Source organism: Stenotrophomonas sp. INTA L402-1 (assembly GCF_059295135.1).
Map to the genome: position 1 here is coordinate 1 of NZ_JCAFWP010000019.1, position 25,937 is coordinate 25,937.

The 25,937-nt window shown below is 66.4% G+C and carries 16 protein-coding genes and 1 pseudogene; 8 read left to right on the forward strand and 9 right to left on the reverse strand.

Translation table 11 applies throughout. From position 1 onward, the window contains the following. Positions 1-200: 200 nt before the first annotated feature. On the reverse strand, positions 201-1,121 hold the full coding sequence (locus tag AC5O77_RS12355; protein WP_478057051.1) for a LysR family transcriptional regulator: 921 nt from the start codon (positions 1,119-1,121) through the stop codon (positions 201-203). 140 nt (positions 1,122-1,261) lie between these two features. Here AC5O77_RS12355 and AC5O77_RS12360 point away from each other — a divergent pair, with 140 nt between their 5' ends. After that, positions 1,262-1,963, forward strand: a complete 702-nt coding sequence (locus AC5O77_RS12360) for a pirin family protein (RefSeq protein WP_478057052.1) — start codon at positions 1,262-1,264, stop codon at positions 1,961-1,963. Positions 1,964-2,015: 52 nt separating this feature from the next. On the opposite strand, the pseudogene AC5O77_RS12365 reads toward AC5O77_RS12360, so the two are convergent. Beyond that, positions 2,016-4,220 (reverse strand): annotated as a pseudogene (locus AC5O77_RS12365) (TonB-dependent siderophore receptor). Positions 4,221-4,367: 147 nt separating this feature from the next. Then, positions 4,368-5,063, reverse strand: coding sequence for an alpha/beta hydrolase (locus tag AC5O77_RS12370; RefSeq protein ID WP_478057053.1), 696 nt, complete (start codon positions 5,061-5,063; stop codon positions 4,368-4,370). A gap of 184 nt (positions 5,064-5,247) precedes the next feature. Between AC5O77_RS12370 and AC5O77_RS12375 the strand changes: the two genes are divergently transcribed. Continuing rightward, complete coding sequence (locus AC5O77_RS12375) at positions 5,248-6,387, forward strand: MFS transporter (protein ID WP_478057054.1); 1,140 nt, start codon at positions 5,248-5,250, stop codon at positions 6,385-6,387. Between the two features lie 82 nt (positions 6,388-6,469). Here the strand turns inward: AC5O77_RS12375 and AC5O77_RS12380 are convergent, their stop codons facing one another. Next, positions 6,470-7,588, reverse strand: a complete 1,119-nt coding sequence (locus tag AC5O77_RS12380) for an alpha/beta fold hydrolase (protein WP_032128432.1) — start codon at positions 7,586-7,588, stop codon at positions 6,470-6,472. A gap of 185 nt (positions 7,589-7,773) precedes the next feature. Between AC5O77_RS12380 and AC5O77_RS12385 the strand changes: the two genes are divergently transcribed. Beyond that, positions 7,774-9,120, forward strand: a complete 1,347-nt coding sequence (locus tag AC5O77_RS12385; protein ID WP_478057055.1) for a c-type cytochrome — start codon at positions 7,774-7,776, stop codon at positions 9,118-9,120. Beyond that, complete coding sequence (locus AC5O77_RS12390) at positions 9,117-10,043, forward strand: c-type cytochrome (protein WP_478057056.1); 927 nt, start codon at positions 9,117-9,119, stop codon at positions 10,041-10,043. The genes AC5O77_RS12385 and AC5O77_RS12390 overlap by 4 nt, the downstream gene beginning before the upstream one ends. 12 nt (positions 10,044-10,055) lie before the next feature. Here the strand turns inward: AC5O77_RS12390 and AC5O77_RS12395 are convergent, their stop codons facing one another. Continuing rightward, positions 10,056-11,585: an OmpA family protein gene (locus tag AC5O77_RS12395; RefSeq protein WP_478057057.1), complete on the reverse strand. Its 1,530-nt coding sequence runs from the start codon at positions 11,583-11,585 to the stop codon at positions 10,056-10,058. 150 nt (positions 11,586-11,735) lie between these two features. Here AC5O77_RS12395 and AC5O77_RS12400 point away from each other — a divergent pair, with 150 nt between their 5' ends. Both AC5O77_RS12400 and AC5O77_RS12405 read left to right on the forward strand, forming a co-directional pair. Next, positions 11,736-14,114, forward strand: a complete 2,379-nt coding sequence (locus AC5O77_RS12400) for a TonB-dependent receptor (RefSeq protein WP_121503741.1) — start codon at positions 11,736-11,738, stop codon at positions 14,112-14,114. A gap of 8 nt (positions 14,115-14,122) precedes the next feature. After that, positions 14,123-16,231, forward strand: a complete 2,109-nt coding sequence (locus tag AC5O77_RS12405; protein WP_478057058.1) for a phosphocholine-specific phospholipase C — start codon at positions 14,123-14,125, stop codon at positions 16,229-16,231. Positions 16,232-16,345: 114 nt separating this feature from the next. On the opposite strand, the gene AC5O77_RS12410 is transcribed toward AC5O77_RS12405, so the two are convergent. The 4 genes from AC5O77_RS12410 to AC5O77_RS12425 form a co-directional block, all read right to left on the reverse strand. Next, positions 16,346-17,941 carry an alkaline phosphatase D family protein gene (locus AC5O77_RS12410; RefSeq protein ID WP_478057059.1) on the reverse strand — a complete coding sequence of 532 codons (1,596 nt, stop codon included), beginning with the start codon at positions 17,939-17,941 and terminating at the stop codon, positions 16,346-16,348. Between the two features lie 10 nt (positions 17,942-17,951). Continuing rightward, positions 17,952-20,885, reverse strand: a complete 2,934-nt coding sequence (locus AC5O77_RS12415; protein ID WP_478057060.1) for a TonB-dependent receptor — start codon at positions 20,883-20,885, stop codon at positions 17,952-17,954. Positions 20,886-21,026: 141 nt separating this feature from the next. Continuing rightward, a complete protein-coding gene (locus AC5O77_RS12420; protein ID WP_478057061.1) occupies positions 21,027-22,049 on the reverse strand; it encodes a FecR family protein in 1,023 nt (340 codons plus the stop codon). After that, positions 22,046-22,561 carry an RNA polymerase sigma factor gene (locus tag AC5O77_RS12425; RefSeq protein WP_478057062.1) on the reverse strand — a complete coding sequence of 172 codons (516 nt, stop codon included), beginning with the start codon at positions 22,559-22,561 and terminating at the stop codon, positions 22,046-22,048. The genes AC5O77_RS12420 and AC5O77_RS12425 overlap by 4 nt, the downstream gene beginning before the upstream one ends. Before the next feature lie 137 nt (positions 22,562-22,698). Between AC5O77_RS12425 and AC5O77_RS12430 the strand changes: the two genes are divergently transcribed. After that, positions 22,699-22,998, forward strand: coding sequence for a hypothetical protein (locus AC5O77_RS12430; RefSeq protein WP_049400445.1), 300 nt, complete (start codon positions 22,699-22,701; stop codon positions 22,996-22,998). A 244-nt stretch (positions 22,999-23,242) separates the two neighbouring features. Next, positions 23,243-25,915, forward strand: coding sequence for a pyruvate dehydrogenase (acetyl-transferring), homodimeric type (gene aceE / locus AC5O77_RS12435; protein ID WP_478057063.1), 2,673 nt, complete (start codon positions 23,243-23,245; stop codon positions 25,913-25,915). Positions 25,916-25,937: the final 22 nt, after the last annotated feature.

Sequence of the window (25,937 nt, forward strand, 5' to 3'; positions counted from 1 at the left end):
AGTTGTGTATAAGAGACAGGTCCGGTTGCGGGGGCGTGAGCCGCATGGATGCGGCGACCGAGCTTACATGGACGTACTTGCAGCGGCCCCCGCAACCGGACCCACCCCGCCTCCCCACAGGAAACCAGCTTCTGCTGTTGCTGTTGCTGTTGCTGTTGCTCCAGCTCGTAGCGGGTGCAGGGCGCAGCCCTGCCGTACCCCTAACCCCGTGCCATTGACTGCCACCACTGTGCCAGCAGCTCCGGCCTGCGCAGGCGCTCGCGCCACCAGCGCAGTGCGGCTCCATCCTCACCGGTGCGCCAGGCCAGCCAGAACGTCTCTTCCGGCTTGTGCTCCTCCACCTCACGGATCACCAGCTGGCCACGCGCCACTGCCGCGCGCGCGCACGGCTCGGGCAGGAATCCGAAGCCCACGCCTTCGCACTGCAGCTTCAATTTGCTGGCCATGTCGGGCACCGTCAGCATCTCCTGTCCCATCAACAGGCCGACCGTGCGCGGCAACAGCCGCCGTGCCGAATCGGAGACCGCGATCGCGCAGTGCTCGACCAGCTGCTCGCGACCGAGCACGCCCGGCACTGTGGCCAACGGATGATCGGGTGCGACCGCGAACACGAACTCCACCGTGCCCAGCGGCTCGACCACATAACCACCGCCACTGGGGCCCTCGCCCGGCGCGCCGACCAGCAGGTCGGCACGGCGGTCCAGCAGGGCCTCCCAGGTGCCGGACAGGGCCTCGCCAATCAGCCGCAGCCGGGTCGGCGCCTCGGCCTCACGAAACGCGGCGATGTCCGGGCCGAGCAGCCAGGTCGGGAACACCGAGTCCACCGCCAGGGTCAGTTCGGTCTCCCAGCCCGACGCCACCCGTCGAACCCGCAGTTCCAGCTCCCGGGCTGCGCGCAGCAGGTGGCGGCCTTCGTCCAGCAGCGCGCGGCCAGCCTCAGTCGGCTCGGCGCGCGGGCCGACCCGGTCGAACAGCTGTACGCCCAGGTCCTCCTCCAGCTTGGCCACGGTGTAGGAGATGGTCGAAGGCACTTTGTGCAGAGCCTTGCCGGCGCCGGCGAACGAGCCGCGGCGGTCGATGGCGTCCAGGATCTGCAGGGCATCGAGACTGAGTTTGAGCATTCGAATTTTTCGATGATGGCTGTCAAAACTATCCGTTTTTCAAACCCCGGGCGCAAGCGGATACTTCTCTCCAACGGGGAAACACAGCGGCTACCAGCCCACCCCGCCCCATCGAAACCATCGAACAAGGAGATTCCATCATGCTGCAGATCCGCAAGAGCGCTACCCGTGGCCTGGCCGAGCATGGCTGGCTGTCCTCGCGCCATACCTTCTCCTTCGCCAACTACTACGACCCCCGCTACGTCAGCTTCGGCCCGCTGCGGGTGATCAACGAAGACAAGGTGATCGGCGGCCAGGGCTTCGGCACCCACAGCCACAGCAACATGGAGATCGTTTCCTATGTGCTGGGCGGCGCGCTGGAGCACAAGGACTCGATGGGCACCGGCTCGGTGCTGCGTTACGGCGACGTGCAGCGCATGAGCGCCGGCAGCGGTGTCAGCCACAGCGAGTTCAATCACTCCGCCGACGAGACCGTGCACTTCCTGCAGATCTGGATCTTCCCGGACGCAGAGAACATCACGCCGTCCTACGAGGAGACCCACTTCGCCCCGGAAACCAAGCGCGGCCAGCTGCGCCTGATCGCCTCGCCGGACGGTGCCGACGGTTCGCTGCGCATCCACCAGGATGCCCGCATCTTCGCCACCATCCTCGATGGCGGCCAGAAGCTGCACCACGCCCTCGGCAGCGGTCGTGGCGCCTATGTGCAGGTGGCCCGAGGCCAGCTGCAGGTCAATGGCATCACTCTGGAAGCCGGTGATGCGCTGCAGGTCAGCGACGAAGCGCAGCTGACCTTGGAGAACGGCAACGACGCCGAAGTGCTGGTGTTCGACCTGCCGCTGTAATGACAACGCCCGCGATGCCGAAAAGCATCGCGGGCGCATGTGTAGAGCCGCGTCAGAACCTGTAATTCAAGCTCAACCGCACATTGCGCGGCTCACCCCAGGTGTAGGTGCTGTACCAGCTGAAGATCGTGTAGTAACGCTTGTCCAGCAGGTTGTTGACGTTGAGCGTGGCCGACAGGCGATCGTTGAATTCATAGCGCGCCATCGCATCCAGCAGCCAATAGGGCTGGGTGCGATGCACCACCTTGGCCTGCGTGGCCGGGTTGGTGATCTCGCCGAAAGTGGAATCCTGCCAGCGCGCGCCACCGCCCAGCGTCAGCCCCTTCCAGTCGCCGCGCAGGCGGTAGCTGGTGTGCAGGCTGAACTGGTTTTCCGGCTCCAGTGTGGTCACCTTGGCACCGGCCTGGCGGGCGATCTTGTGCGAGAACCCACCCTGCACCTGCCAGCCCTCGGCCAGCTGGCCCGACATTTCCAGCTCGTAGCCCTTGGTACGCACGCCCATCAGGGCGCGATACGCATCCTGCCCGTCCGGCGTCTTGCCGCCGGTGGGCTGGGCGAAGTTGTCCTGGTCGAGCTGGAACAGCGCCGCACTGGCGTTGAAGCGGCCATCGAAGAATTCCGCCTTCAGGCCCATCTCGTAGCTGCGCCCTTCCAGCGGATCCAGTGCCTTGCCCTGCTCGTCGCGTTCGCTGTGCGGCTTGAAGATGGTGCTGTAGCTGGCATACACCGAATAGTGCTCGCCAAGGTCGTAGACCACGCCGGCATACGGTACGAACACGCCGGTTTCGCGCGTCTGCGGCGAACGGTAGCTGGCCAGGCGGCTGCCGACGATCACCTTCAACGGATCGGCCACGTCGAAGCGGCCGACCACGTACAGGCCGTTCTCACGCGTCACTTCGTTGTTGCTGTAGCTGCGCTGCCACTCCGGCTCGGGAATGTCGCCATTCCAGGTTCTGTAGTCCGGCACGGTATCCGGGAACCCCGCCTGCGGGCCGTAGCCGGTGTTGGTCCAGCGCTTGCGCGAGGCGCTGCCACCGACGACCAGCTCATGCTCGCGGCCGAACAGGCCGAAATGACCGCTCAGGTAGAAGTCGGCCGCATTGCTGACGGTCTTGCCAACGTACTTGCCGAGCCACAGGCTGACGCCCTCGCCGGTCAACGGATCGGGATTGCCGGCGGCGGCGCCGGCCAGTGCGGCGTCATAGCCGTTGACCTGGTGGTTGAGTTGCAGCTTGGCCACCCAATCGTTGGCGAAGGTATGCTCGAGCGTGGCAAAGCCGGTGCGCACATACTGGCGCCAGCCACTCCAGCGGGTGCCGTTGTTGAACGAACGCGGCATGTCATTGAAGTTGCCGGCACTGTCCAGAAGAGGGATGCCACCCCAGGTCGAGCCCTTCGGGTCGCTGTCCATCGTATCGCCACCCACGGTCAGCAGCGTGCGCTCGCCCAGATCTGCTTCCAGCACCGCGTAGCCCACCTTGCTGGTGCGCTGGTAGAAGTCGAGATTGGAATGCTTGTCCTGCCAGGCGCCCACCGCGCGACCGCGCACACGTCCATCGGCGGTCAACGGGCCGCCAACATCGATCTCGGCACGATAGTCATCCCAGCGGCCCACACCCAGCGTCGCACTGCCGGCGAACTCCTTGCCCGGCTTCTTGCGCACCAGGTTGATGGTCGCGCCCGGATCGCCCATGCCGGTGAGCAGGCCGGTCGCGCCCTTGAGCACTTCGATGCGGTCATAGATCGCGGTATCGCTGAGCGTGTTGCCCGCCGAATAGGCCGAGTCACGCGACATCGGGATGCCGTCGTACTGGAAGTTCTGCACGGCGAAGCCGCGCGCGTAGTACTCGGTGCGCTCGCTGTCCTAGGTCACGATGCTGATGCCCGGGGTCACCCGCATCACGTCATCAATGCCGTTCAGGCCAAAGTCGTCCATCTGAGCGCGGGTAATGACGCTGATGGTCTGCGGGGTCTGCCGTGGCGTCAGCACCAGGCGGGTGGCGGTGGCGATGGTGCCCGGCGTGTACGCGCCACTGCCCTCGGTGATGGTACCGAGCAGATTGGCGGTGACCTGCACGGTCTGCAGGGTCTGCGATGCCGGGGCCTCGGCGGCCTTGTCCGGCTCGGTGGCGGACTGCGCGGCTGCGATGCCGCTGCTGGCCAGTGCGGTGATCAGCAGGCCCTGGGCAAGCGCCTGCGGCAACGCACGGCGACGCGGCAAGGGGGACGGAATACGGGCATCAGGCACAGACAGCACGACGGGACCTCCACGATCGGGTGGGATCCTCTGGCGGCGGCTGGAGGGAAGACGGGGACGCGGCCGGATGGCCGCAGGCGCAGGAGTGTACTCCCCTGCGCCCCGGCTGTCGTGCGATGTGCTGTGGTGCGGCGCGCTGCCGCAGGCTCAGCCGCCGATGGCGGCGCAGGCCTCCAGGATCAGCGCGGTCACCTCCTTCGGCTGCGAGGCCAGCGAGGCATGGCTGGCATCCAGCTCCAGCAGTCGCTTGGGCTGCATGCGCGTGGCCATTGCCCTCTGGTTCTCCGGCGCGATCATCCGATCATGGCGGGACAGCTGGTACCAGCTCGGCTTGTGCTTCCACGCCGGGTCGCTCACCGCATCACCGAAGGTGCTGGCCAGCGGCGCCTTCTGGGTCACCGCCATCACCCGGCCCTCATCGTCGCTCAGGTCCTGGCAGAAGCTTTCATGGAACTTGTCGGCGCGCAGCCACAGGTAACCATCACTGTCCGGCGCCAGGTTCGGCGCCGCCTCCGGCAGGTGCTGCTGGGTGATGGCACCGGGGCTCTCGCCGGCATCAGGCGCGAAAGCGGCGATGTAGACCAGGCCCTTCACGTTGGCCTCGTTGCCGGCCTGGCTGATCACCGCGCCGCCATAGGAGTGGCCGACCAGCAGCACCGGCCCGTCGATCTGCCGGATCATTTTCTGGGTGCGGCCGGCATCATCAGCCAGCGAGGTGAGTGGCAATTCCACCGCCTGCACCCGGTCATGGCCGTTGCGATGCAGCTCCAGGATCACTTTGGCCCAGTGTGCGGCCCCGCCCCAGAAACCATGGACGAGGAGGATGGTCGGTGTCGTGCTCATGTACGGATCTCCGGCAGCGGCCGGCGGAATGCCGACCGTGTCGCCACTGTCCGCGCAGGGCGTTAATCAGCGGTGACGCATTCGGGTCACTGCAATCGTATGCGTCGCTCGATGTCATGCAGGGCACTTGCCGAACCAGCCTGAAAACGTTTTCATGGGTGATCCTTGGAGCATCGCACCGCGCATGACGCCCTCATCCCCACGTGCCCAGCAGCACGCCACCCGTGCCGCCTTCTTCATTCCCGGATTCGCCACCGCCGCCTGGGCGCCGATGGTGCCCTACGCCAAGGCCAAGGCCGGGCTGTCCGACGCCAGCCTCGGCGCCGTGCTGCTGTGCCTCGGGCTCGGCTCACTGCTGGCGATGCCACTGGCAGGTGCGCTGACCGGGCGGCTGGGATGCCGCCGGGTGATGGTGATCACCTGCGCGATGATGCTGTGCGCCCTGCCCTTGCTGGTGCTGGCGCCCTCTCCGGTAGCGCTGGGCGCGGCCCTGTTCGTGTTCGGCGCCGGCGTCGGTGCACTGGATTGTGCGATGAACATGCAGGCGGTCGCGGTCGAGCGCGACGCCGGGCGCGCGATGATGTCCGGATTCCATGCCTTCTACAGCATCGGCGGCTTCGTCGGCGCCGGATGCATGACCGGCATGCTGATCCTGGGTACGCCGCTGTGGCTGGCCGCGTTGGTTTCGGTGGCCGCTCTGCTGCTGGTGGCAGTGCTGTCGGCACCGCACTGGCGCCCACAACGGATCCTGCATGAAGGCCCCCTGCTGGCACTGCCGCATGGCGTGGTGCTGTTCATCGGCGTGCTGGCCTTCGTGGTGTTCCTCGCCGAGGGCTCGATGCTGGACTGGAGCGCGGTGTTCCTCGCCGAAGTGCGGCAGGTGCCACGTGACCAGGCCGGTGCCGGCTTTGCACTGTTCACCCTGGCGATGACCGCGATGCGCCTGTTCGGCGACGGCATCGTCGAGCGCCTCGGCCGGACCCGCACCCTGGTCTTCGGCGGCATCACCGCTGCTGCGGGTTTCACCCTGGCGACGCTGGTGCCATCGTTCTCGGTGGCGCTGGCCGGCTACGTACTGGTCGGGCTGGGCTGCGCCAACATCGTGCCGGCGCTGTTCTCGATGGCGGGCCAACAGCGGGTGATGCCGGAGAGCATCGCCATCACCGCGGTCACCACGCTGGGCTACGCCGGAATCCTCGCCGGACCGGCAGCGATCGGCGCACTCGCACACGCTACCAGCCTCGGCTTCGCCTTCCTGTGCGTGGCCGCGCTGCTGCTGGGCGTCGCGGCGTCTGCGCGCTCGCTGGCAAGACGGGTGGCCTGACAGAAAAAAGGGGACGGAGGGGATTAAGTCGTTTCTGGCCCAGCTGTGCGGGAAACGACTTAATCCCCTCCGTCCCCTTTTCTCAGCTGCGTGTCAGCCACTCGGCCTGGGCCGGCAGCTGGGGCGCCGGGCACGCGCTCTGCGGGTGGTGCTGGTCGCGCGCCATCCAGTCATCGACCACTCCGGCCAGCAGGTCCAGCCGCAGCGGCAGGGTGATGTGGTCCTCGCCGCGCATCTCGATGTAGTGCGCGCGCGGATTGGCCTGCGCCAGTTCGCGGCCCTGGCTGACCGGAATGTGCTGGTCGCCCTGACCGTGCAGCAGCAGTACGCAGGCGCGGGTATCGGCCAGCGCGCGCGCTACATCCACGCGGTCCAGATCGACGTCGATGCGGCGGCTGGCGGCGGCGATCACCTGGTTGATGTCCTGGCCGCCGTAGCGCCAGCGCGCGTACGACGCCACCGCCTGCGCCTTCAGTCCTTCCGGCTGCAGTCCCATCAGGTGCGGAATCATCGTGCGGATCGCCACACCGGCATTGGCGAACGATTCCATCGCCACCACGCCTTCCACCTGGTCACCGAGCTTGTCGGCGGTGAATACCGCTGTGGCGGCGCCATATGACACGCCGAACAGGTACAGCGGGCCGGTTACTTCACCACGTGCGCGCAGCTCACCGATTACATCGACCACATCGTCGGATTCATAGGTGCCGTATCCGGACGGACCTGCACCGGACTGTCCATGGTTGCGCAGGTCGAGCGTGATCACGCGGTAGCCGGATTCGGCCAGCTGCAACGACCACGGCAGCATCGAATCACCGTTCATCATCCAGCCGTGCAGCAGCACCACGGTGCCGCGCGGGGCCTGCGCGCGGAACGGTTGCGGTACTGCCAGGCTCAGGCCGGTATCCAGCGGCAGGCCGTTCTCGTGGCGCTGCGGCAGGTAGTGATAACGCGCGCCGTAGTCGCCGGGATCGAACACACGCCAGAAGATCGGCACGCCATCGCGGCCCGGCGCGAAGCCATGGCGGTTGGGCAGTTCGGCGATGGCCGCGGCAATACGCGGGCGATCGAGCAGGGTCGATACGCCACCTGGCGCGATCAGCCTGTCGGCGAGCGAGGTGGACGAGGCATTGATCGAGGAGGAGCATGCAGCCAGCCACAGGCCGGCGCACGCCAGCAACAGCAGCAGCAGGCGCTTCATATCACGTCATTGGGGTGAATCAGACAGGCTGGGACGTTAACGCCCCGATAGACCGGTCATCTATCGCGCGCGGATGACGGCTTGATGACAACGCAGGAACGATTCAGCTTGGTGTACAAGCTGTATCCGTTCAGTCATTGATCCGGATCAATGAACGCGCGCGCGGGATTGCCCACAGTGCCGCCATGCGCACCTCGCTCAAGCTCGCCATTGCCTTGGCCGCCACGTTGGCCGCCGCCTACGGCATCGCCCGCACCACGCCCTACTGGTTCGCACCGCGACAGACGGCGCAGGTCGACATCCACGATCCGACGCTGATCGCGCAGGGACAGTACCTGTCGCGCGCCGCCGACTGCGCCGCCTGCCACACTGCGCCGGGCGGCGAGCCGTTCGCCGGTGGCCTCGGTATGCAGACGCCGATGGGCACGATCTACTCGACCAACATCACGCCCGATCCGGACACCGGCATTGGCGCCTACGACTACGCCGACTTCGAGCGCGCGGTCCGTCGCGGCATCCGTCACGATGGGCAGCCGTTGTATCCGGCAATGCCGTATGCCTCGTACGTGATCGCCAGCGATGCCGAGATCAAGGCGCTGTACGCCTACTTCATGGGCTCGGTGCAGCCGGTGAAGCAGGGCAACGCCGACAGCACGATCCCGTGGCCGGCCAACATGCGCTGGCCACTGGCCTGGTGGCAGCTGCTGTTCGCACGCCCGCGCACGTTCAACCCGGATCCGTCGCTGGATGCCGGCCAGCAGCGCGGCGCCGAACTGGTGGAAGGCCTGGCCCACTGCGGTGCCTGCCACACGCCACGTGGCCTGGCGTTCCAGGAAAAGACGATGGCCGATGATGGCAGCCGCCAGTTCCTGTCCGGCTCGGTGCTCGAAGGCTGGTACGCAAAGAACCTGCGCAACGAGTCGACCGGCCTGGCCAGCTGGAGCGAGGACGAGATCGTCGACTTCCTGCGCACCGGCCGCACCGATCGCTCGGCGGCCTTCGGCGGTATGGCCGACGTGGTCGAGCACAGCACGCAGTACCTGTCCGACGCCGACCTGCTGGCGATGGCCCGCTACCTGAAACAGCTGCCGGCGCGCGAGGGCCGCAGTGCGCAGTGGTCGCCGGGTACCGACACCACCACCGCCGCACTACGCAGTGGCGACTATCGCGTGGCCGGCTCGCTGGCCTATGCCGAGCATTGCCAGGCCTGCCATCGCGCCGACGGCCGCGGCATGCCACGGGTCTACCCGGCGCTGGCCGGCAACTCGATCGTGTTCGCCGATGATCCCAGCTCGCTGGTACAGGTAACCCTGATCGGCGGCCGCACGCCGCATACCCCGCACGACCGCATGGCCTTCACCATGCCCGGTTTCGAGCAGCTGCCGAATGCACAGCTGGCACAGATCCTGACCTTCATCCGCAGCAGCTGGGGCAACCAGGCCAGCGCGGTGAGCGAGGTCGACGTGGCGCGCATGCGCCGGGTGGTGCGTGACAAGCCGGTGCACTACGTTCCGCAGGAGGCCGCACGATGAAACGTTCGCGCAAACGCTCCCGCCTGCTGATCGGCAGTGTGGTCACCCTCGTGCTGCTGGCCGGCGCCGGCACCCTCGCCTATCGCCATCTGTACCCGGACCTGGATGCCGCCGTAGCCAGCACGATCGATATCCTCGATGCGCAGGGCAAGGTGGTCGGCCACTACCACGCACCCAGCGCCGAAGAGATCGCCGGGCTCGGCAATGCCGAATCGGTGATGCTTGGCCGCCGCCTCCTCAACGAGACCGCGCGCCTGCTTCCGGACAACGTCGGCAACGATCTGAACTGCAATTCGTGCCACATGGCCGAGGGCAAGCGACCGTTCGGCAACCACTACTTCAATACGGGCGGCGGCGCCTATCCGCGTTACATGCCGCGCCCGGGCAAGGTGATCGGGCTGACCGAGCGCATCAATGGCTGCCTGCAGCGCTCGATGAACGGCAAGCCGCTACCGAAGGACTCACCGCAGATGCGCGCGATGCTCGACTATATGGCGTGGCTGAGCAGTCCCGTGCCAGTCGGTGCAAAGGTGGCCGCCCCCAGCGAGGGCCCCATCGACAGCACGCTGACCCCGGACCCGATCCGTGGCCAGGCGCTGTACGCCGTGCAGTGTGCCGCCTGCCATGGCGACAACGGCGAAGGCCGGCGCGACGCCAGCGGTGATATCGCCTTCCCGCCGCTGTGGGGCGACCACAGCTTCAACATCGGCGCCGGCATGGCGCGCCTGTACAAGGCGGCCGGTTTCGTCAAGCACAACATGCCGCCGGCGGTGACCCGCGAGCCGCCACTGGGGCAGCAGGTGATGCCCGACCAGGATGCGGTGGACATCGCCAGCTACTTCATCAACCAACCGCGGCCGGACTTCGCCAACAAGGCCAAGGACTGGCCGCGCGACCCGAAACCCAAGGACGCGCGGTACTGAGGAGGGCGTGGTTCAGCGCTTGACCAGCTCGACCCGGCGATTGCGCGCCTTGCCTTCCTCGCTGCCATTGTCGGCCACCGGCCTGTCGGCGCCGAAGCCGGCCGCCTGCAGGCGGTCGGCGTTGACCCCCTTGGCGGTCAACGCCGCCACCACCGACCGCGCACGATCCTCGGACAAGCTGCGGTTGTGCGCGGCCGCGCCGCTGTTGTCGGTGTGGCCTTCGATCGACAGTTTCAGCGACGGGTCGGCACGCAGCAGGTCCAGCACCTGCGCCAGTTGCGGTTCGGACGTCGACAGGATCTGCGCCTTGTCGGTGGCGAAGTTGACCTGGATCGCCACGCGGCCGTCGCTGTCCAGCTTCTTCTTCAACGCATCGGCCGGCAGCAGCGCTGCGGTCTGGGTGAAACCCTTGCGCTCGACCACGACCCAGCCAGCGCTGAGGTATTCGAGGCGAGCATGTACCCACACCTGGCGGCCGTCAGCCAGATCGACGCGATAGACAACGGTGTCGTAGTTGTCCCAGCTGTAGCTGGCCGCGTTGCCGTAGGACGACTGCACCTGCTTCGACACGCCCTCGGCCGCCTCGTGCGGGATGCGCCCCTCGAACACCTTGGTGCCGTTGACCTGGGCCATCATCGCCTCAAGGTTGCGGCGTACTTCATGCATCGAGTATTCGCGCTCGCCCTTGTCGAAATCGGCAGCGAAGGTGCGGCCCTCGACCGGTTCGAAGTGATCTCCGGTCCAGAACGGGAAGGCATCGAAATCACGCTGCTCGGGCGTGTTGCGCTCACGATAGCCGGCCGGCAGGGACAGGTGCGGGAAACTGTCCGACCACTGCGCGGTGGCCTTGAACGGAACGTCATCCACGACCACCAGACCGGCGCCGTTGCTGTCCACCGCCAGCTGCACCCACACGGTGCGGTTGGCCTGGCGCAGCACGTAGACGGTGGTGGGTGCGTCCTGTTCACCGTTCACCGCATCGATGAAGCCACCCCCGACCTCGCCTTCCAGTTGCGGGCCGTAGTAGATGTCGCGCAGCAGCGTGCCTTCAAAGACCTTGCGGCCGCCAGCGGCGGTGATCACACCGTCGAAGTTGCGCTGCACTTCCAGCGCAGAGAACGCCTTGTCGGGGGCCGCCTCACTGTCGGTCACGATGCGTGCCGACCAGCTCGGACCTTCCACCCAATGCACACCCTCGCCCATCCGGAACGGGAAGCGCGCCCAGGCGCGCGGGTGCGGGGCGTTCTGCGGCGCGTAGCCCTGCGGCAGGCTGAAGAACGGCAGTCCGCCCAGCGCGGTGTCGCTCAGCGGCACGCTGCTGGTGTCGAAAGGCACCAGCGGCACCGGCTTGCCATCGCGGTCGGTGAGTGCGGTGCCGTCGGCGGCGGCCGTTGAACCCGCTGGGGCGGCGGCCGGTGCTGCGCCCTCGTCCGCCGTGGCTGGCGCAGGCGGTGCCACCTCTCCATCCGAGGGCGTCCGGTTGCACCCTGCCAGCAGCACCAGGGCTGCACCTCCCAGCCAGATCTTCGATCGCTTCTGCATCGCCACCACCTCAGGTCCATTGAAGCGCCGAGCATACCCGAAGGCCGTGACCGCCCCCACAGTGCCATCGTTCCTGCGCTGCCACGTCATGCCGATGTCATTGGCGCTGCCGACACTCCGGGGTTTCCTCCCTCTGAAGGTCCGGTTTCGATGCGAACGATTGCGCGTTTTCCCCGTGTCTCGCTGCTGGCCCTGCTGATCGCCCCCGCCCTGGACGCCCTCGCAGAAGCACCGCAGGGCGATACGGGCGAAGCGCGCAGCAGCGATGCGCGTACCCTCGACCAGGTACAGGTGATTGGTCAGGCCACCAGCTACGCGAAGACTTCGGTGCGCGCGGAAACACTGAACCGGCAGACGGTGATGAGCAGCGTCAACGACGCGCTCAACGAAGTGCCCGGCGTGGTGGTCAGCGAGGCCGATGCCACCGGTTCGTCGGTGTGGGGCACGCAGATCAGCATGCGCGGCTTCGTCACCAACCGTGACACCCAGCAGATCGGCACCACCATCGACGGCCTGCCCAATGGCGGCTCGGGCTACGGTGGCGGTTCGCTGGCCAACCGCTACATCGATACCCTGGACCTGGAAACAGTGGAAGTCAGCCAGGGCACTGCCGACATCTCCTCGCGCTCGAACGAGGCGCTGGGTGGCACGCTCAACTTCCTCACCAGCGACCCACTGCAGGACAGCCGCCTGCGCTTCGTGGTCGGTGCCGGTGACAACGAGGCGCGCAAGTACTACGTGCGCTACGACACCGGCCTGCTCGGCGGCCATACCCGCGCCTGGGTCAGCGCTTCTTCCGCACGTGTGCACGACTGGATCGATGGCAGCGGCAAGACCAGCAATGACCACATCGCCGGCAAGTTCATCACCGAGCTGGATCGCTGGACGCTGACCGGCTACCTGTCCTACAACGATGCCGACGAGCCGGAGTACACCAGCGTCTCGCCGAAGGGCTTCGCCACCAATCCGGACCGCGACAACCTGGTCGGCACCCTCACCGGCATACCGTACCTGGACCAGAACTACCGTTCCGGCTCGCGTGCGCTGCGCGAGAACACCTTCGGCTACCTGCGCGCGGCCTTCGACGGCGGCAACGGCTTCAAGGCCTCGGTGGCGGCTTACGGGCACCGCATGGAAGGTCGTGGCGACTGGCTGCCCCCCTACCTGGCGCAGGTCAGCGATGATGGTGCCGGTCGCCCGGAGTCGGAGTACATCGGTGGAAAGACCGTGTACGGTGGCAGTAACCGCGGCCAGATTTTCTTCGTCAATCCCGATGGCAGCGCCGCGCAGCGCCTGGCCAGCTGCACCCCACGGCTGGGCTTCACTGCCGAGTACGATCCGAACTGCTACGCGGGCAACGTGCTGGGCGCGCAGTCCTACCGCCACACCCACTACGACAACGACCGCATGGGCGTGACCGCCGACGTCGAATGGCGGCAGACCTTCGGTGCCGTCGACAACACGATCCGCGGCGGCCTGTGGGTGGAAAAGCTGGACCGCTCGGCGCGCCGCGACTGGCATCGCCTGCTCAACGTAGGCCAGGACATCGCCTTCGACCATCAGCCGTACTGGGTGCAGTTCGAAGACAAGTACAAGGTTGACGAGCAGATGTACTACGTCGAGGACGTCGCCCGCTTCGGCCCGTTCAGCGCACGCCTGGGCGTAAAGCAGTTCTTCGTCGACCAGTCGCGCCGCCGCGTGATCGGTGCCAGCGAGCACGTCAAATCCGATTCCAAGTCCGATCCGCTGCTGTCCACCGGCTTCACCTGGGCGCCCGGTGTGGAAGGCATGGAGCTGTTCGCTGGCTTCTCGCAGAACTTCGCCGCCATTCCCTCCGGCGTGCTCGGCGAGACCGACCCGCAGCGCTTTCGCAACGTCGAGCCGGAGACCGCCGACAACATCGAAGTCGGCATGCGCATCAGCCGCTGGCCGCTGACCGCGTCGGTCACCCTGTACAACATCAAGTTCGACAATCGCATCGTCTACCTGCCGGCTGGCTTTGTCAGCGGCATCGACTACCTGGGCGAGACCGACGGTGTCTACGAGAACTTCGGTGGCGTGGAAAGCAACGGCCTGGAGGCGGCGTTCGGCTACGGCTGGGACAATGGCTGGCGCCTAAACGCCGCCTATACCTACAACCGCTCCAAGTACCTGGGCAGTGGCGATGCCGCACGTGATACCCAGCTGGGCATCGTCGACGGTGCCAAGGTGATCGGCCAGCCAGAACAGACCCTGGTGCTGTCGGCCGACTGGCAGGGCGAAAACTGGAACTTCGGCCTGTCCGGTCGCTACCTCGGCACGCGCTACCTCGATGCCGCCAACGTCAACAAGCTGCCCTCGGCCACCGTGTTCAACGCCAATATCGGCTTCGACCTGCAGGGCCTGTCGCCGCGCCTGAAGGGCATGGGTGCCAACCTGGTGGTGAGCAACCTCACCGACAAGCGGTATCTTGCAGGGGTGGACGGCCGCGACAACGCCTTCATCGGCGCCCCGCGCACTGTCGGCATCTCCTTCCGTGTGGACCTGTGAGTGAGCCCGTGACTGATATCGGCCGACGCCGGTTGTTGCAGGCCGGCGTTGCCGCCGGCCTTTCCCCGCTGCTGCCCAGCATCGCCCGGGCCGCAGCGATCGCCCCCGCCGCGCAGACGCGCAGCCTCGAAGACCTGCAGCACATCGTGGTGTTCATGCAGGAGAACCGCTCGTTCGACCACTACTTCGGTACGCTGCCGGGCGTACGGGGGTTCGGCGATCGCTTCGTGGCTCCCGCGCCGGCACTGCAGACCGGCGGCCGCACGCGCAGCCTGTGGCTGCAACCCGATGCCAGCGGCACGCGCGCGATCGCACCGTTCCCGCTGGATACCGCCGCGCACTTCGGCTACATGCGGGTGGAGGGCACACCACACACCTGGCCGGACGCACAGCGCGCCTGGGACCACGGCCGCATGGGGCAATGGCCGAAGGCCAAGCAGAACCACTCGATGGGCTACTTCCAGCGCAGCGACCTGCCCTTCCAGTTCGCACTGGCCGATGCCTTCACCATCTGCGACGCCTACCACTGCGCGATGCAGGCCGGAACCAACCCGAACCGGGTGTTCCTGTGGACCGGTCACAATGATGCACACGCGCGTGCTGGCGGCCCGGTGATCGCCAACTCGCACGACAACTTCCCCGAGCACGGCGGGCATCCGGCGTCGTATCGCTGGACCAGCTATGTCGAACGCCTGCAGAAGGCGGGCGTCTCCTGGCAGATCTACCAGGACATGGCCGACAACTTCACCGACAACCCGCTGGCCGGCTTCGAGGCGTTCCGCCAGGCCTACCGCGCTGCGCCGGGGCATGACCCGCAGCTGCGAGCACGCGGGGTCAGCACCCGTGGCCTGGCGCAGCTGCGCCAGGACGTGGTCGATGGGCGTCTGCCGCAGGTCAGCTTCATCATCGCCGACGCGGCCGGCAGCGAGCATCCCGGCCCCTCCAGCCCGGCCCAGGGCGCGGCCTATACCGCACGCGTGCTGGATGCACTGACCGCCGATCCGGAGGTGTGGAGCCGCACCGCCCTGCTGCTGATGTTCGACGAGAACGACGGCTTCTTCGACCACATGCCGCCACCGGCACCGCCTTCACCGATAAACGGTGGCTGGGCGGGTACGTCTTCGGTCAGTACCGAAGGCGAGTACCACCGCCATCCGGCACCGGGCGACGAGAAGTACGACGCCGCCGAGCTGCGCGGACGCCCGTATGGTCTCGGCCCGCGCGTGCCGCTGTACGTGATTTCGCCATGGAGCCGCGGTGGCTGGGTCGATTCGCAGGTGTACGACCACACCTCGGTCATACGGCTGATCGAACGCCGCTTCGGCGTGGCCGCACCGGATATCTCACCCTGGCGCCGTGCGGTCTGCGGAGACCTGAGCAACGCCTTCGACTTCGCCCAGCGCGATACCCGTCCGTTCATACGCGGCCTGCCCGACGTGAGCGCGGCGGCCGCACGTGCCGCCGCCCTGCCAGGACGCACCGTGCCAGCGTTGCCGGAGGGGCTGGAACCGGCGCAACAGGAACGTGGCGTACGTCCGGCGCGTGCCCTGCCCTATCGGCCGCAGGCATCGATTGCCGCGATCAACACATCGGGCGTGGAACTGGTGTTGTCCTGCGAAGGTGCGGCAGCGGTCCTGCATGTCTACGATCGGCTGCGGCTGGGTGCGGTGCCACGCCGCTATACACTGATACCGGGCACGCCACTGCGGGAGCGCTGGCCGCTGGATGTGCACGGTCGCTACGACCTTTGGCTGCTGGGCCCGAACGGCTTCCACCGTCACTTCCTGGGCGCTGCCAAAGGACCCGTTGTGCAGGCGTCGGTCGAGCGCGCCGACGGCCAGCTGCGGCTGCACCTGCGCAATCTCAGCGATACCGCACAGCAGCTGCGCGTGCATGCCGGTGCCTATGCCGGGCACATGCCCGAGCAGACGCTGGCACTGCCGGCGCATGCAGAGACTTCGTTGGCGTGGGATGCAACGCCTACCGCCGGCTGGTATGACCTGCAGGTCAACGCCGGTGAGAGTGTGCTGCGCCTGGCGGGCCGTGCCGAGGATGGGCGTCCTGGCACCAGTGACCCGGCGATGGGCAGCGAACCACTGCGCTTCGAGCACGATTGAGCCGCTCCGCCCTTGTAGAGTCGAGCCATGCTCGACTGCTTTTTCCGGTCAATGATCGAAGAACGATCGAAAAGCAGTCGAGCATGGCTCGACTCTACAAGGGGGCGTGCCTGATCAGGCCTCCTGCAGCCCCGGCCGACCGTGCTCGACCGCGTAGCGCTTCCAGCTCTGCAGCGCGCCATTCGGCTGCATCACGGTATCCAGCGTCTTCATGTCGCCGATCCATGCATCACGGGTGACATCGCACAGCACATAGCCACGCTTGTCGGTGGTCGCCTTCAGATAAGGGCTGTGCGCGAGCTGATTCCTTGCGTACGCATCCACGCCCTGGCCGTCGGAGCCGGACGTGATCGAAGTGGCGAGGAACTCACTGGAGATCACGCCCGAATCACGATGGTCCTGCACCAGGTCGCTGGCGTAATGCCGGTGCGCGTCGCCACACGCCGTCACCACGTTGTCGAAGCCCACCTTCTGGATGTGGTTGAGCAGGCGCCGGCGGCTGTCCAGATAACCCGACCACTGGTCGTCGGACGACTGCACCACGCCGTCCTTCTCGCGCATGTAGTTGCCCAGTGCCACCTGGTGGGCGATGGTGTGCCAGCGCGGCGCGGCATCGGCCAGGCCGTCGAACAGCCAGCGCTCCTGCTTCGCCCCCACAATGCTGCGCTCCGGCGATTCCACCTCCTCACGCAGCGCCATGTTCACCTGCTTGCTGCGGTACTGGCGGGTGTCGAGCAGGTGCAGGTCCATCAGCGTGCCGTAGCGTGCACGCCGGTACATCTGCATGTGGCCATCGCGCGGGAATACCGATCGGCGCAGTGGCATGTTCTCGTAGTAGGCCTGGAACGCCTGTGCGCGGCGCAGCAGGAACACTTCGCTGGGCGTATCGTCCTGGTCTTCGGCGCCGGCCCAGTTGTTGTCCACTTCGTGGTCATCGAAGGTGACGAACCACGGCGCCGACGCATGCGCGGCCTGCAGGTCGGCATCGCTCTTGTACTGGGCATAGCGGCGACGGTAGTCGTCCAGCGTGTAGGTCTGCGGCCCGACATGATTGCGCAGGTTGGTGAACGGCTGGCCGTTCATTCTCCGCAGGCCCGGCTGGCTTTCGCCTTCGTAGATGTAATCACCGTAGTGGAAAACGAAATCCAGCGATTCCTCGGCAATGCGCCGCCACGCGGTGTAGTGGCCTTCTTCGTAGTGCTGGCAACCGGCCACCGCAAAACGCACGCGATCCACTGCGGCCGTGGCTGCGGGCAGCGTGCGGGTGCAACCGACCGCACTGGCGTGGCCGCCTACGGTGAAGCGGTACCAGTAAGGCCGTGCGGGCGCCAACCCACCCAGCTCCACGTGCACAGCGTGGCCGAGTTCGGGATGCGCCATCGCCGAACCCTGGCGTACCACCCTGCGCATGCCCTCGTCCGCCGCCAGCTGCCATTCGACCACCATCGGCCGGGTCGGCATGCCACCGCCGAACACCAGCGGCTCGGTCGCCAGCCGTGTCCACAGCACCATGCCATCGGCCGAAGGATCACCCGAGGCCACGCCCAGGGTGAACGGCGTGCTGGCGAACCGCGGCGACGCCAGCAGGTTGCGCGGGTTCAGCGCGGCGGCATCGGTCTGTGCGGCCAGCGCGTGCGCCGTGCCCATCCACGCGCCGGCAGCAGACAGGCCGGCCAGGGCCAGGAATCGCCTGCGATTGATCGTATCCACGGCTGCGCCCTCAGTTGTAGATGATGTGGAAATAGAAGAAGCGGCCGTAGTCGTCGATCTCGGTACGGAAGCGCCCGTTCGGGCCGGTGCTGTAGGTCGGCTGCGTGTTGAACAGGTTCTTGGCCTCGTACTTCAGCGTCACGTGCCTGCTGACCTTGTGGCTGAAGCCCATGTTGAAGGTCATGTACGGGTCGTAGTACGAATCCAGCCACTGGGTATCGCCGAAGTCGACCAGCATCCGGCTGCGGTAGGTACCGGACAGGCGCAGCTGTGCGCTCTTCCACGGCATGCGCCAGATCACCGACCCATTGAGCGACCAGTCCGGCTGGTACAGCAGGCGGTCCAGGCGGCGTTCGGTGCCATCACTGATGCGGTAGTTGGTCTGGCCTTCCAGCCGCGTTGCGTTGAAGTACATGTCGAAGCGCTGGCGGCCCCACTGCAGGTTGCGGTTGGCCACCGCGAACTCGACACCGCGCAGCCTGGACTCGTCGGTGTTCATCGGCTGGGTGACCCGGTAGCGGGTATCACCCACATTCTCGAAGGTGGTCAGGGTGTAGATGTCGTCCTTGATCACCTTGTCGAACAGTGCCACCGAGACCAGGCCGTTGTTGCCGTTGAAGTACAGGTCCCACGCCAGGTCGATGTTGGTGGAACGGCGCGGCTGCAGGTTGGCGTTGCCCTGCTTGATGGTGCAGAAGCCCCTGCCCTCCTCGTCATCACCACAGCTGGTGCTGGTGGCCTGGGCGATGTTGCTGGGTGTCGGCCGGCCCAGCGTTCGGCTGGCGGAGAAGCGCAGGCGCTGGTCCTCGCTCAACTTGAACGTCGCATTCAATGAAGGCAGCAGGTTGTTGTAGCCACCGCTCGTATTGCGGAAGGCAGAGGTATACGTAGTGCCGCCATCATCGCTGAATGGGCTGTAGGCATCGAAGCGGGTGTGGTCGTAGCGCAGGCCGCCGATCAGCAGCAGTCGGTCCCAGGCGTAGTGTGCGGACACGTAGGCATTGGTGATGTCCTCCACGTACTTGTAGTCGCTGGTGAAGTTGGCATTTGGATACGCCGCATTGTTGTTGCCCAGTTTCGGCAGCAGTTCCTCGTTCCACTTGCGGTTGTCGATCAGCGGGAAGCCCGGCACGCTGCCCAGCAGCGTCGAACCCGGATACAGGTAATCGTTGAGCGTGGCACTGCTCTTGAAGTAGTCGAAGTCGATGTCCTGCCAGATCTTCAGATGGCGGTACTCGGCGCCGGCGGCCAGGCCGAAGCCACGCGCATCGGCGTCGATGTTGTAGCTGAAGTCGGCACGCAGGTTGTCGATGCTCTCCTTGGCGTCGCGCGGCGAGACATAGGCCTGTGCCGGGTTGAGCTTGAACGCCGAGCTGGTCAGCAGGCTGGAATCGGAAACCGCCACTGCGTTCGGGAAGCCGTGGCTGTCGTTCTCGTAGTCGACGAACAGATTGCTTGGGTAGGCGCGCACACCCCAGTAGACCTGATTGTTGTGGAAGGTCTCTTCGGTATGGCCGCCACGCAGGGTCAGCCGCGAGCGATCACCGATATCCCAGTTGAAGCTGGCGATGGCGCCACGGTTGCTGCGGTCCCAGCGGTCGTGGCGGTTCTTGATGTAGATGCTGTTGATCTGGGTGGTGCCACTGTCTTCGGTCTGGTTGCGGATCGGAAACTTGGCGTTGCCGTACAGATCGGTCTTGTTCATCGTCGAGTTCTCGTAGAACCGGTACGAGTACAGCAGCAACGATGCGTAGAAAGGATCGTCCGATGGCTTCCATTCCAGCTTGGCCGAGCCACCGAAGTTGGTGATGAAGTTGGTGTAGGTGCCGGTGCTGAAGTTGCCCGGCGCACGCAGTCCGTTCCAGCCCTTGGCCTCGTCCGGCCCGGTGGTGCCGTCGGTGAGGTACTTGCCGGCGTCGTTGTAGTAGTAGTTCGACTCCACCCAGCGCTTGACGCTGTTGCGCGAACGCTGCTCGTAGCGCGCTACCGCAACAAGGCCGAATTCCTGGTCGGCACCGAACTGGTTGGAGAACACCATCTTGGCGCTCTTGCCGAAATGCCCCAGGGTCTCGTGGTTGCCACCGGCACTGCGCTCGACATTGGTCTCGGCCGTGGAGTAGATACCAGCCACATCGGCGAACACGTACCTGCCGGACCGGTCGAAGGCACTGCGGCTGATGATGTCGATCACGCCGCCGATCGCATCCGGCGCCTGCTCTGCGCTGAAGCTCTTGTAGATGTCGGTGCGGGTGCCGATGTCGCTGGGAATCAGCTGCAGGTTGTTCATGCGCTCACCCGAGCCACTGCCACCCACGCTGGCAATCGCGATGCCGTCGATGGTGGTGTAGTTGAGGTTGGCCTGCACGCCACGCACCGTCACGTAACGGGGCTCACCGGCATCCTCCACGGCACTCAGGCCCGGCGCGGCCATCAGGCTCTCGGCCAGTGTCTCGTCGCCGTAGCTGTCCATCTCGTCGTAGACCACCGAATCCTTGATCACCGGCGAGGTCTTCTTCTGGTCGATCACCTCATGCGCAGCAATCACCTTCACCGTGCCCAGGGTCGGCGCCACCACCGCTTCGGCCTCGCGCGGCTTCGGCGCGGCCGGCTTCGGATCGTTGTGTGCCGGCGCAGGATCAATGGCGATGACGTTGCCATCCACCACGGTGTAGCCCAGGCCGGTCCCTGCCAGCAGCGCGTCCAGCGCCTGCTTGACGGTGGCACCGCGCGGCACCGCCCCGGCCATGTGCACTTCACCACTGCCCGAATACAGGAACTGCACGCCGGAACTGCGCGACAACTGCTCCAGCGCGCGCGCCAGCGGCTGCGCCGCGATCGGCGCCGAAACGCGGGCCTCGAGGCCATCGGCAGTGGCCGCAGCCGCCAGCGGCACGCTGCAGGGAGACAGGGCGAGGATGATCGACAGGTAGAGCGTGTTGCGCATCACGGGTCCTTGGAAGAGAGAAGGCAGCAGGTGCCGCTGCGTGACTCGGCAGCGGCTTCTCCCAAGTAAGAGCCCGCATCCACCGAAGTGGAGAACGCGGATTTGATGAATTTTTTCTGACAACGCACGGCCATGTCGACCTCAGCGACTGCCAACCCGCACGGTGTCGCCTTCTCGCCGCACCACGAAGCGCGGGTCGCGCTCGAGGAAGGCCTGCAGCGCACCGATGCGATGCGCGTCCAGGCTGCCGGACAACCGCGCCGACGCCGCACCTTCATCCAGCACCCGCACCTGCACCTGGTTGTGGCGGTTGAAGGCGGCGGCCACCTCATCCAGCCGCTCGTCCAGGAAAGAGACCTTGCGTTGCTGCCAGTCCAGCAGCATCGACAACGGCACATCCAACGACTCGACCGCATGGCTGCGCGCGTCGACCTGCACCACCTGGCCTTTACCCAGTTGTGCAAGACGCCGCGCATCCGCACCGTGGCTCCACACTTCCACCTCGCCGGAAACCACACCGATGCGGGTGCCCTGCAGCCGTCGCGACACGTCGAACACCGTGCCGATATCGCGGATCTTCAATCCGTTCACCTGCACCTCGAACGGCCGTCGGTCCAGGGCGATGTCGAACGTGGCCTCGCCCTGCAGCAGCTCCACCCTGCGGCTGAACCCGCCCATGCGCACCCGCAGGCGGCTGTCCGCGTTGAGCCGCACCTGGGTCTGGTCGGGCAGCACCAGGTCGCGAATTTCTCCATGTCCGGCGCTGTAAAGCTGCTCGGTAGGCATCAGCTGCGGTACCAGGCCCACGCCGAGCAGGGCGATACAGGCTGCGGCAGCCGCCACCCACCAACGCGTGCGACGGCTGTGCGGCGCACTGCGCAGCGGGGCCTGTGCGTGTCCGAACAGCGGCACGACCTTGGCAGCGGCCTGCTGTGGCGGCACCGAGGCCTCTTCAGCCAATGCCGATTGCAGCGCCTCACCAACCTGCCGGTGCAGTGCGAGCGCGTGCATATAGGCGCGCACATGCTCCGGCGAGCGCTTCATCCAGTCCAGCAACGCAACCCGCTCGGCTTCGCCCAGCACGCCCTCGCGATTGCGCTGGAACCAGTCCATGGCCTCGCTGGCGATCGCGTCGTCGGCCGCACCCGATGGATTCCGTTTCATGTGAGCTCCCTGGCGCCCAGCGCCTTCCTGCAGGCGTCCAGCCCCTTGCCGATATGCTTGCGCACCATGTACACCGAGACCTGCAGCTGCTGGCTGATTGCCGGGCAGTCCAGCCCGTCGCGGTAATGCAGCTCCATCACCCGCCGCGTGGTCGCCGGCAGCCGTGCGATGGTGGTGCGGATATTGTTCCAGCGCTGCGCGCGCTCGAATTCGCCTTCGATGTCTTCTTCGCTCTTCAGCACTTCGGCCAGGAGGTCGACGTCCTCCAGCGGCGGCAGCGACGAACGCGCGCGCGCGTGCTCCCGTGCAAGATTGGCGGCCACGGTGAACAGGTAGGCTTCCGGGTTCTCGACCGCGTCGGCATGCTCACCGGTGCTGCGCAGCAGCCGCAGGTAAACCTCCTGCGCCAGATCCTCGGCATCTTCGCTGGCAGAACCCCGGCGCAGGAAGAAGCCGCGCAGCAGCCGCCGCCGCAGCGCATAGCTCTTCTCCCAGATCCTCACGCTGTTCACGGCCGGCCAACCACCCAAGGCTGGAAAGCCCCGCAGGGTGACGGCCATCGATGACAGTGGCGTTTCAACTGCCGGCAGGCAGCCGCTAGAATGCCGCCTCTGCAGTTTCCGGCAGCCGGCACAATGAGTGCCCCGCAATGAACGCCCGCACCGCCATCAACACCCTCAGCAGCCTGCTGTTCCTGCTGCTGGTCGCACACACCACCGCCTACCAGCAGCAGATGTGGCCGCCCAGCCGTGTCGTCCACGTGCATCCGGTGGTCATCGCCCTCGCCTACGCGCTGGGCCTGCTCACCCTGCTGCTGTGGATCGGAGGGCGCCGCTTGCCGGAACGCTGCCAGCAGCTCTCAGGCTGGCTGCCGATCGTGGCCTGGTGCCTGCTGGGCGTTGGTGTGGCGGTCATCCCGATGTTCTTCCCGGGCCTGTCCCCGGCCTGATCAGCGGCCGCACCCGGCGCGCCCGGCCATGATACGGCGCGCCGTGCCAACCCTTGCTTGCCAGAGACCCAAGCCCTGCCCGCCTATCGAAGCCGGGGGGCCAGGCCTACGCTTGTCTTCTCGGCGGCCGCCACGGTCGCCCTTCGCGTCACGGCCCCGCCGTTGCGACCCCGCTCCAGTGCTGTGCGCCCTGCCGGTGTTGTCGCCCAGGCAGAAGTCCGACCGGCGCCCTCTGGAGACAGTCATGAACCAAGCGCTCATTCCCTTCGACACCGATCCGCTGGAAACCCGCGAGTGGCGTGAATCACTGGAAGCGGTGATGCAGGCCGGTGGCCGGCCGCGCGCGCACTACCTGATCGACCAGCTCAGCGAGCTGGATGCACAGCAGCACGGCGACCTGCATACCCGTGCCTGGACCGCCTACGTCAATACCATCCCGCCCGAGCGCCAGCCGGCCTACCCGGGTGATCTGGCCATCGAGCGCCGCCTGAACGCGATGATCCGCTGGAACGCGATGGTGATGGTGCTGCGTGCCGGCAAGCATTCCAACGTCGGTGGCCACATCGCCACCTACCAGTCGGCGGCAGTACTGTACGACGTGGGCTTCGATCATTTCTTCCGTGGCCGTACCGACACCTTCGACGGCGACATGATCTACATCCAGGGCCACTCCGCGCCGGGCATCTATGGCCGCGCGTACGTGGAAGGCCGCATCGATCCGGCGCGCATGGACAACTTCCGCCGTGAAGCCGGGCGCGAAGGCCTGTCCTCGTATCCACACCCGCGATTGATGCCGGAGTTCTGGCAGTTCCCCACCGTATCGATGGGGCTGGGCCCGCTGACCGCCGCCTACCAGGCACGCTACATGCGTTACCTCGAGTACCGCGGCCTGAAAGAACACCAGGGCCGCAAAGTCTGGGCCTTCCTCGGCGACGGCGAGATGGACCAGCCCGAATCGCTGGCGGCGATCTCGCTGGCCGGCCGCGAGCGGCTGGACAACATCGTGTTCGTGGTGAACTGCAACCTACAGCGCCTGGACGGTCCGGTGCGTGGCAATGCCAAGGTCATCCAGGAACTGGAAGGCACCTTCCGCGCCGCTGGCTGGAACGTGATCAAGCTGATCTGGGGCAGCGGCTGGGACGACCTGCTGGCCCGCGACCACAGCGGCCTGCTGCGCCAGCGCATGATGGAATGCGTGGACGGCGACTACCAGACCTTCAAGTCGCAGAACGGTGCCTACGTGCGCGAGCACTTCTTCGGCCGTTACCCCGAACTGCTGGAACTGGTCGCGCACATGAGCGACGACGACATCTGGGCGCTGGCGCGTGGTGGCCATGATCCGCAGAAGGTGTTCGCTGCCTACCAGCAGGCAGTGAACACCAGCGGCCGGCCCACCGTGATCCTGGCCAAGACGGTCAAGGGTTTCGGCATGGGTGAAGCCGGTGAAGGCCAGAACATCAACCACCAGCTGAAGAAGATGAGCGCCGACGCGGTGCGCGCCTTCCGTGACCGCTTCAACCTGCCGGTCAGCGACGAACAGCTGGAAGAGATGCCCTATCTGCGCCCGGAACCGGGCAGCGCCGAGGCGGCCTACTTCGCCGAGCGCCGCCGCATCCAGGGCGGGCAACTGCCCGCGCGCCTGGCCAAGGTCGATCCACTGCCGCTTCCGCCGCTGTCGATCTTCAACACCCAGCTGCAGGGCAGCGGCGATCGCGGCCAATCCACCACCATGGGCTTCGTGCGCATCCTCACCAGCCTGCTGAAGGACCCGGAGCTAGGCAAGCTGGTCATACCGATCGTGCCCGATGAATCGCGCACCTTCGGCATGGAAGGCCTGTTCCGCCAGATCGGCATCCACTCCTACCTGGGCCAGCTGTATACCCCGCAGGATGCCGGCCAGCTGAGCTACTACAAGGAAGCCAAGGACGGCCAGATCCTGCAGGAAGGCATCAACGAATCCGGCGCGATCTGCTCGTGGATCGCCGCCGGCACCGCCTACAGCAACCACGGCCTGGCGACGATCCCGTTCTACATCTTCTACTCGATGTTCGGCCTGCAGCGCGTCGGTGACCTGGCCTGGGCCGCCGCCGATGCGCGCACCCGCGGCTTCCTGCTGGGTGCCACCTCCGGCCGCACCACGCTGATGGGCGAAGGCCTGCAGCATGACGACGGCCACAGCCACGTGCTGTCGTCGGTCATCCCGAGCTGCGTATCCTACGACCCGACCTACAACTACGAGCTGGCGGTGATCATCCACGACGGCCTGCGCCGCATGTACGTCGAGCAGGAAGACATCTACTACTACATCACCGTACTCAACGAGAACTATCCGCAGCCAGCGCTGCCCGAGGGCGCCGAGGCCGGCATCCTGAAGGGCCTGTACCTGCTGCACCCGGCGGCCGCCGACAGCGACTCGCAGCCACGCGTGCAGCTGATGGGCAGCGGTTCGATCCTGCGCGAAGTGGAAGCCGCGGCAGAACTGCTGCAGCAGGACTTCGGCATCGCCAGCGATGTGTGGAGCGCGACCAGCCTGACCGAACTGCGCCGCGATGGCCTGGCCGCCGAGCGCTGGAACCTGCTGCATCCGGCCGAGGAGCCCCGCGTGCCCTACCTGCAGCAGTGCCTGCAGGGCCATGAAGGCCCGGTGGTGGTGGCCACCGACTACATGAAGATCGTCGGCGACCAGATCCGTCCCTTCATCAACGACCGCCGCTTCACCGCGCTCGGCACCGATGGCTTCGGCCGCTCCGACACGCGTGAGTCGCTGCGCACGTTCTTCGAAGTGGATCGCCACTTCATCGTGCTGGCCGCCCTGAAGTCGCTGGCCGACGAAGGCCGCATCGAGCGCGCGCGGATGCAGGACGCCATCGACAAGTACGGCATCGACACCGGCAAGCGCGACCCGGCTGCGGTGTAAGGCTGCTGCATTCACCACGCCC

Coding starts and splice junctions, on each gene's coding strand:
- AC5O77_RS12420 (WP_478057061.1), bottom strand. CDS start 22,049: ATGAAACGGAATCCATCGGGTGCGGCCGACGACGCGATCGCCAGCGAG.
- AC5O77_RS12370 (WP_478057053.1), bottom strand. CDS start 5,063: ATGAGCACGACACCGACCATCCTCCTCGTCCATGGTTTCTGGGGCGGG.
- AC5O77_RS12395 (WP_478057057.1), bottom strand. CDS start 11,585: ATGCAGAAGCGATCGAAGATCTGGCTGGGAGGTGCAGCCCTGGTGCTG.
- AC5O77_RS12360 (WP_478057052.1), top strand. CDS start 1,262: ATGCTGCAGATCCGCAAGAGCGCTACCCGTGGCCTGGCCGAGCATGGC.
- AC5O77_RS12400 (WP_121503741.1), top strand. CDS start 11,736: ATGCGAACGATTGCGCGTTTTCCCCGTGTCTCGCTGCTGGCCCTGCTG.
- AC5O77_RS12380 (WP_032128432.1), bottom strand. CDS start 7,588: ATGAAGCGCCTGCTGCTGCTGTTGCTGGCGTGCGCCGGCCTGTGGCTG.
- AC5O77_RS12390 (WP_478057056.1), top strand. CDS start 9,117: ATGAAACGTTCGCGCAAACGCTCCCGCCTGCTGATCGGCAGTGTGGTC.
- AC5O77_RS12430 (WP_049400445.1), top strand. CDS start 22,699: ATGAACGCCCGCACCGCCATCAACACCCTCAGCAGCCTGCTGTTCCTG.
- AC5O77_RS12415 (WP_478057060.1), bottom strand. CDS start 20,885: ATGCGCAACACGCTCTACCTGTCGATCATCCTCGCCCTGTCTCCCTGC.
- AC5O77_RS12375 (WP_478057054.1), top strand. CDS start 5,248: ATGACGCCCTCATCCCCACGTGCCCAGCAGCACGCCACCCGTGCCGCC.
- aceE (WP_478057063.1), top strand. CDS start 23,243: ATGAACCAAGCGCTCATTCCCTTCGACACCGATCCGCTGGAAACCCGC.
- AC5O77_RS12385 (WP_478057055.1), top strand. CDS start 7,774: ATGCGCACCTCGCTCAAGCTCGCCATTGCCTTGGCCGCCACGTTGGCC.
- AC5O77_RS12355 (WP_478057051.1), bottom strand. CDS start 1,121: ATGCTCAAACTCAGTCTCGATGCCCTGCAGATCCTGGACGCCATCGAC.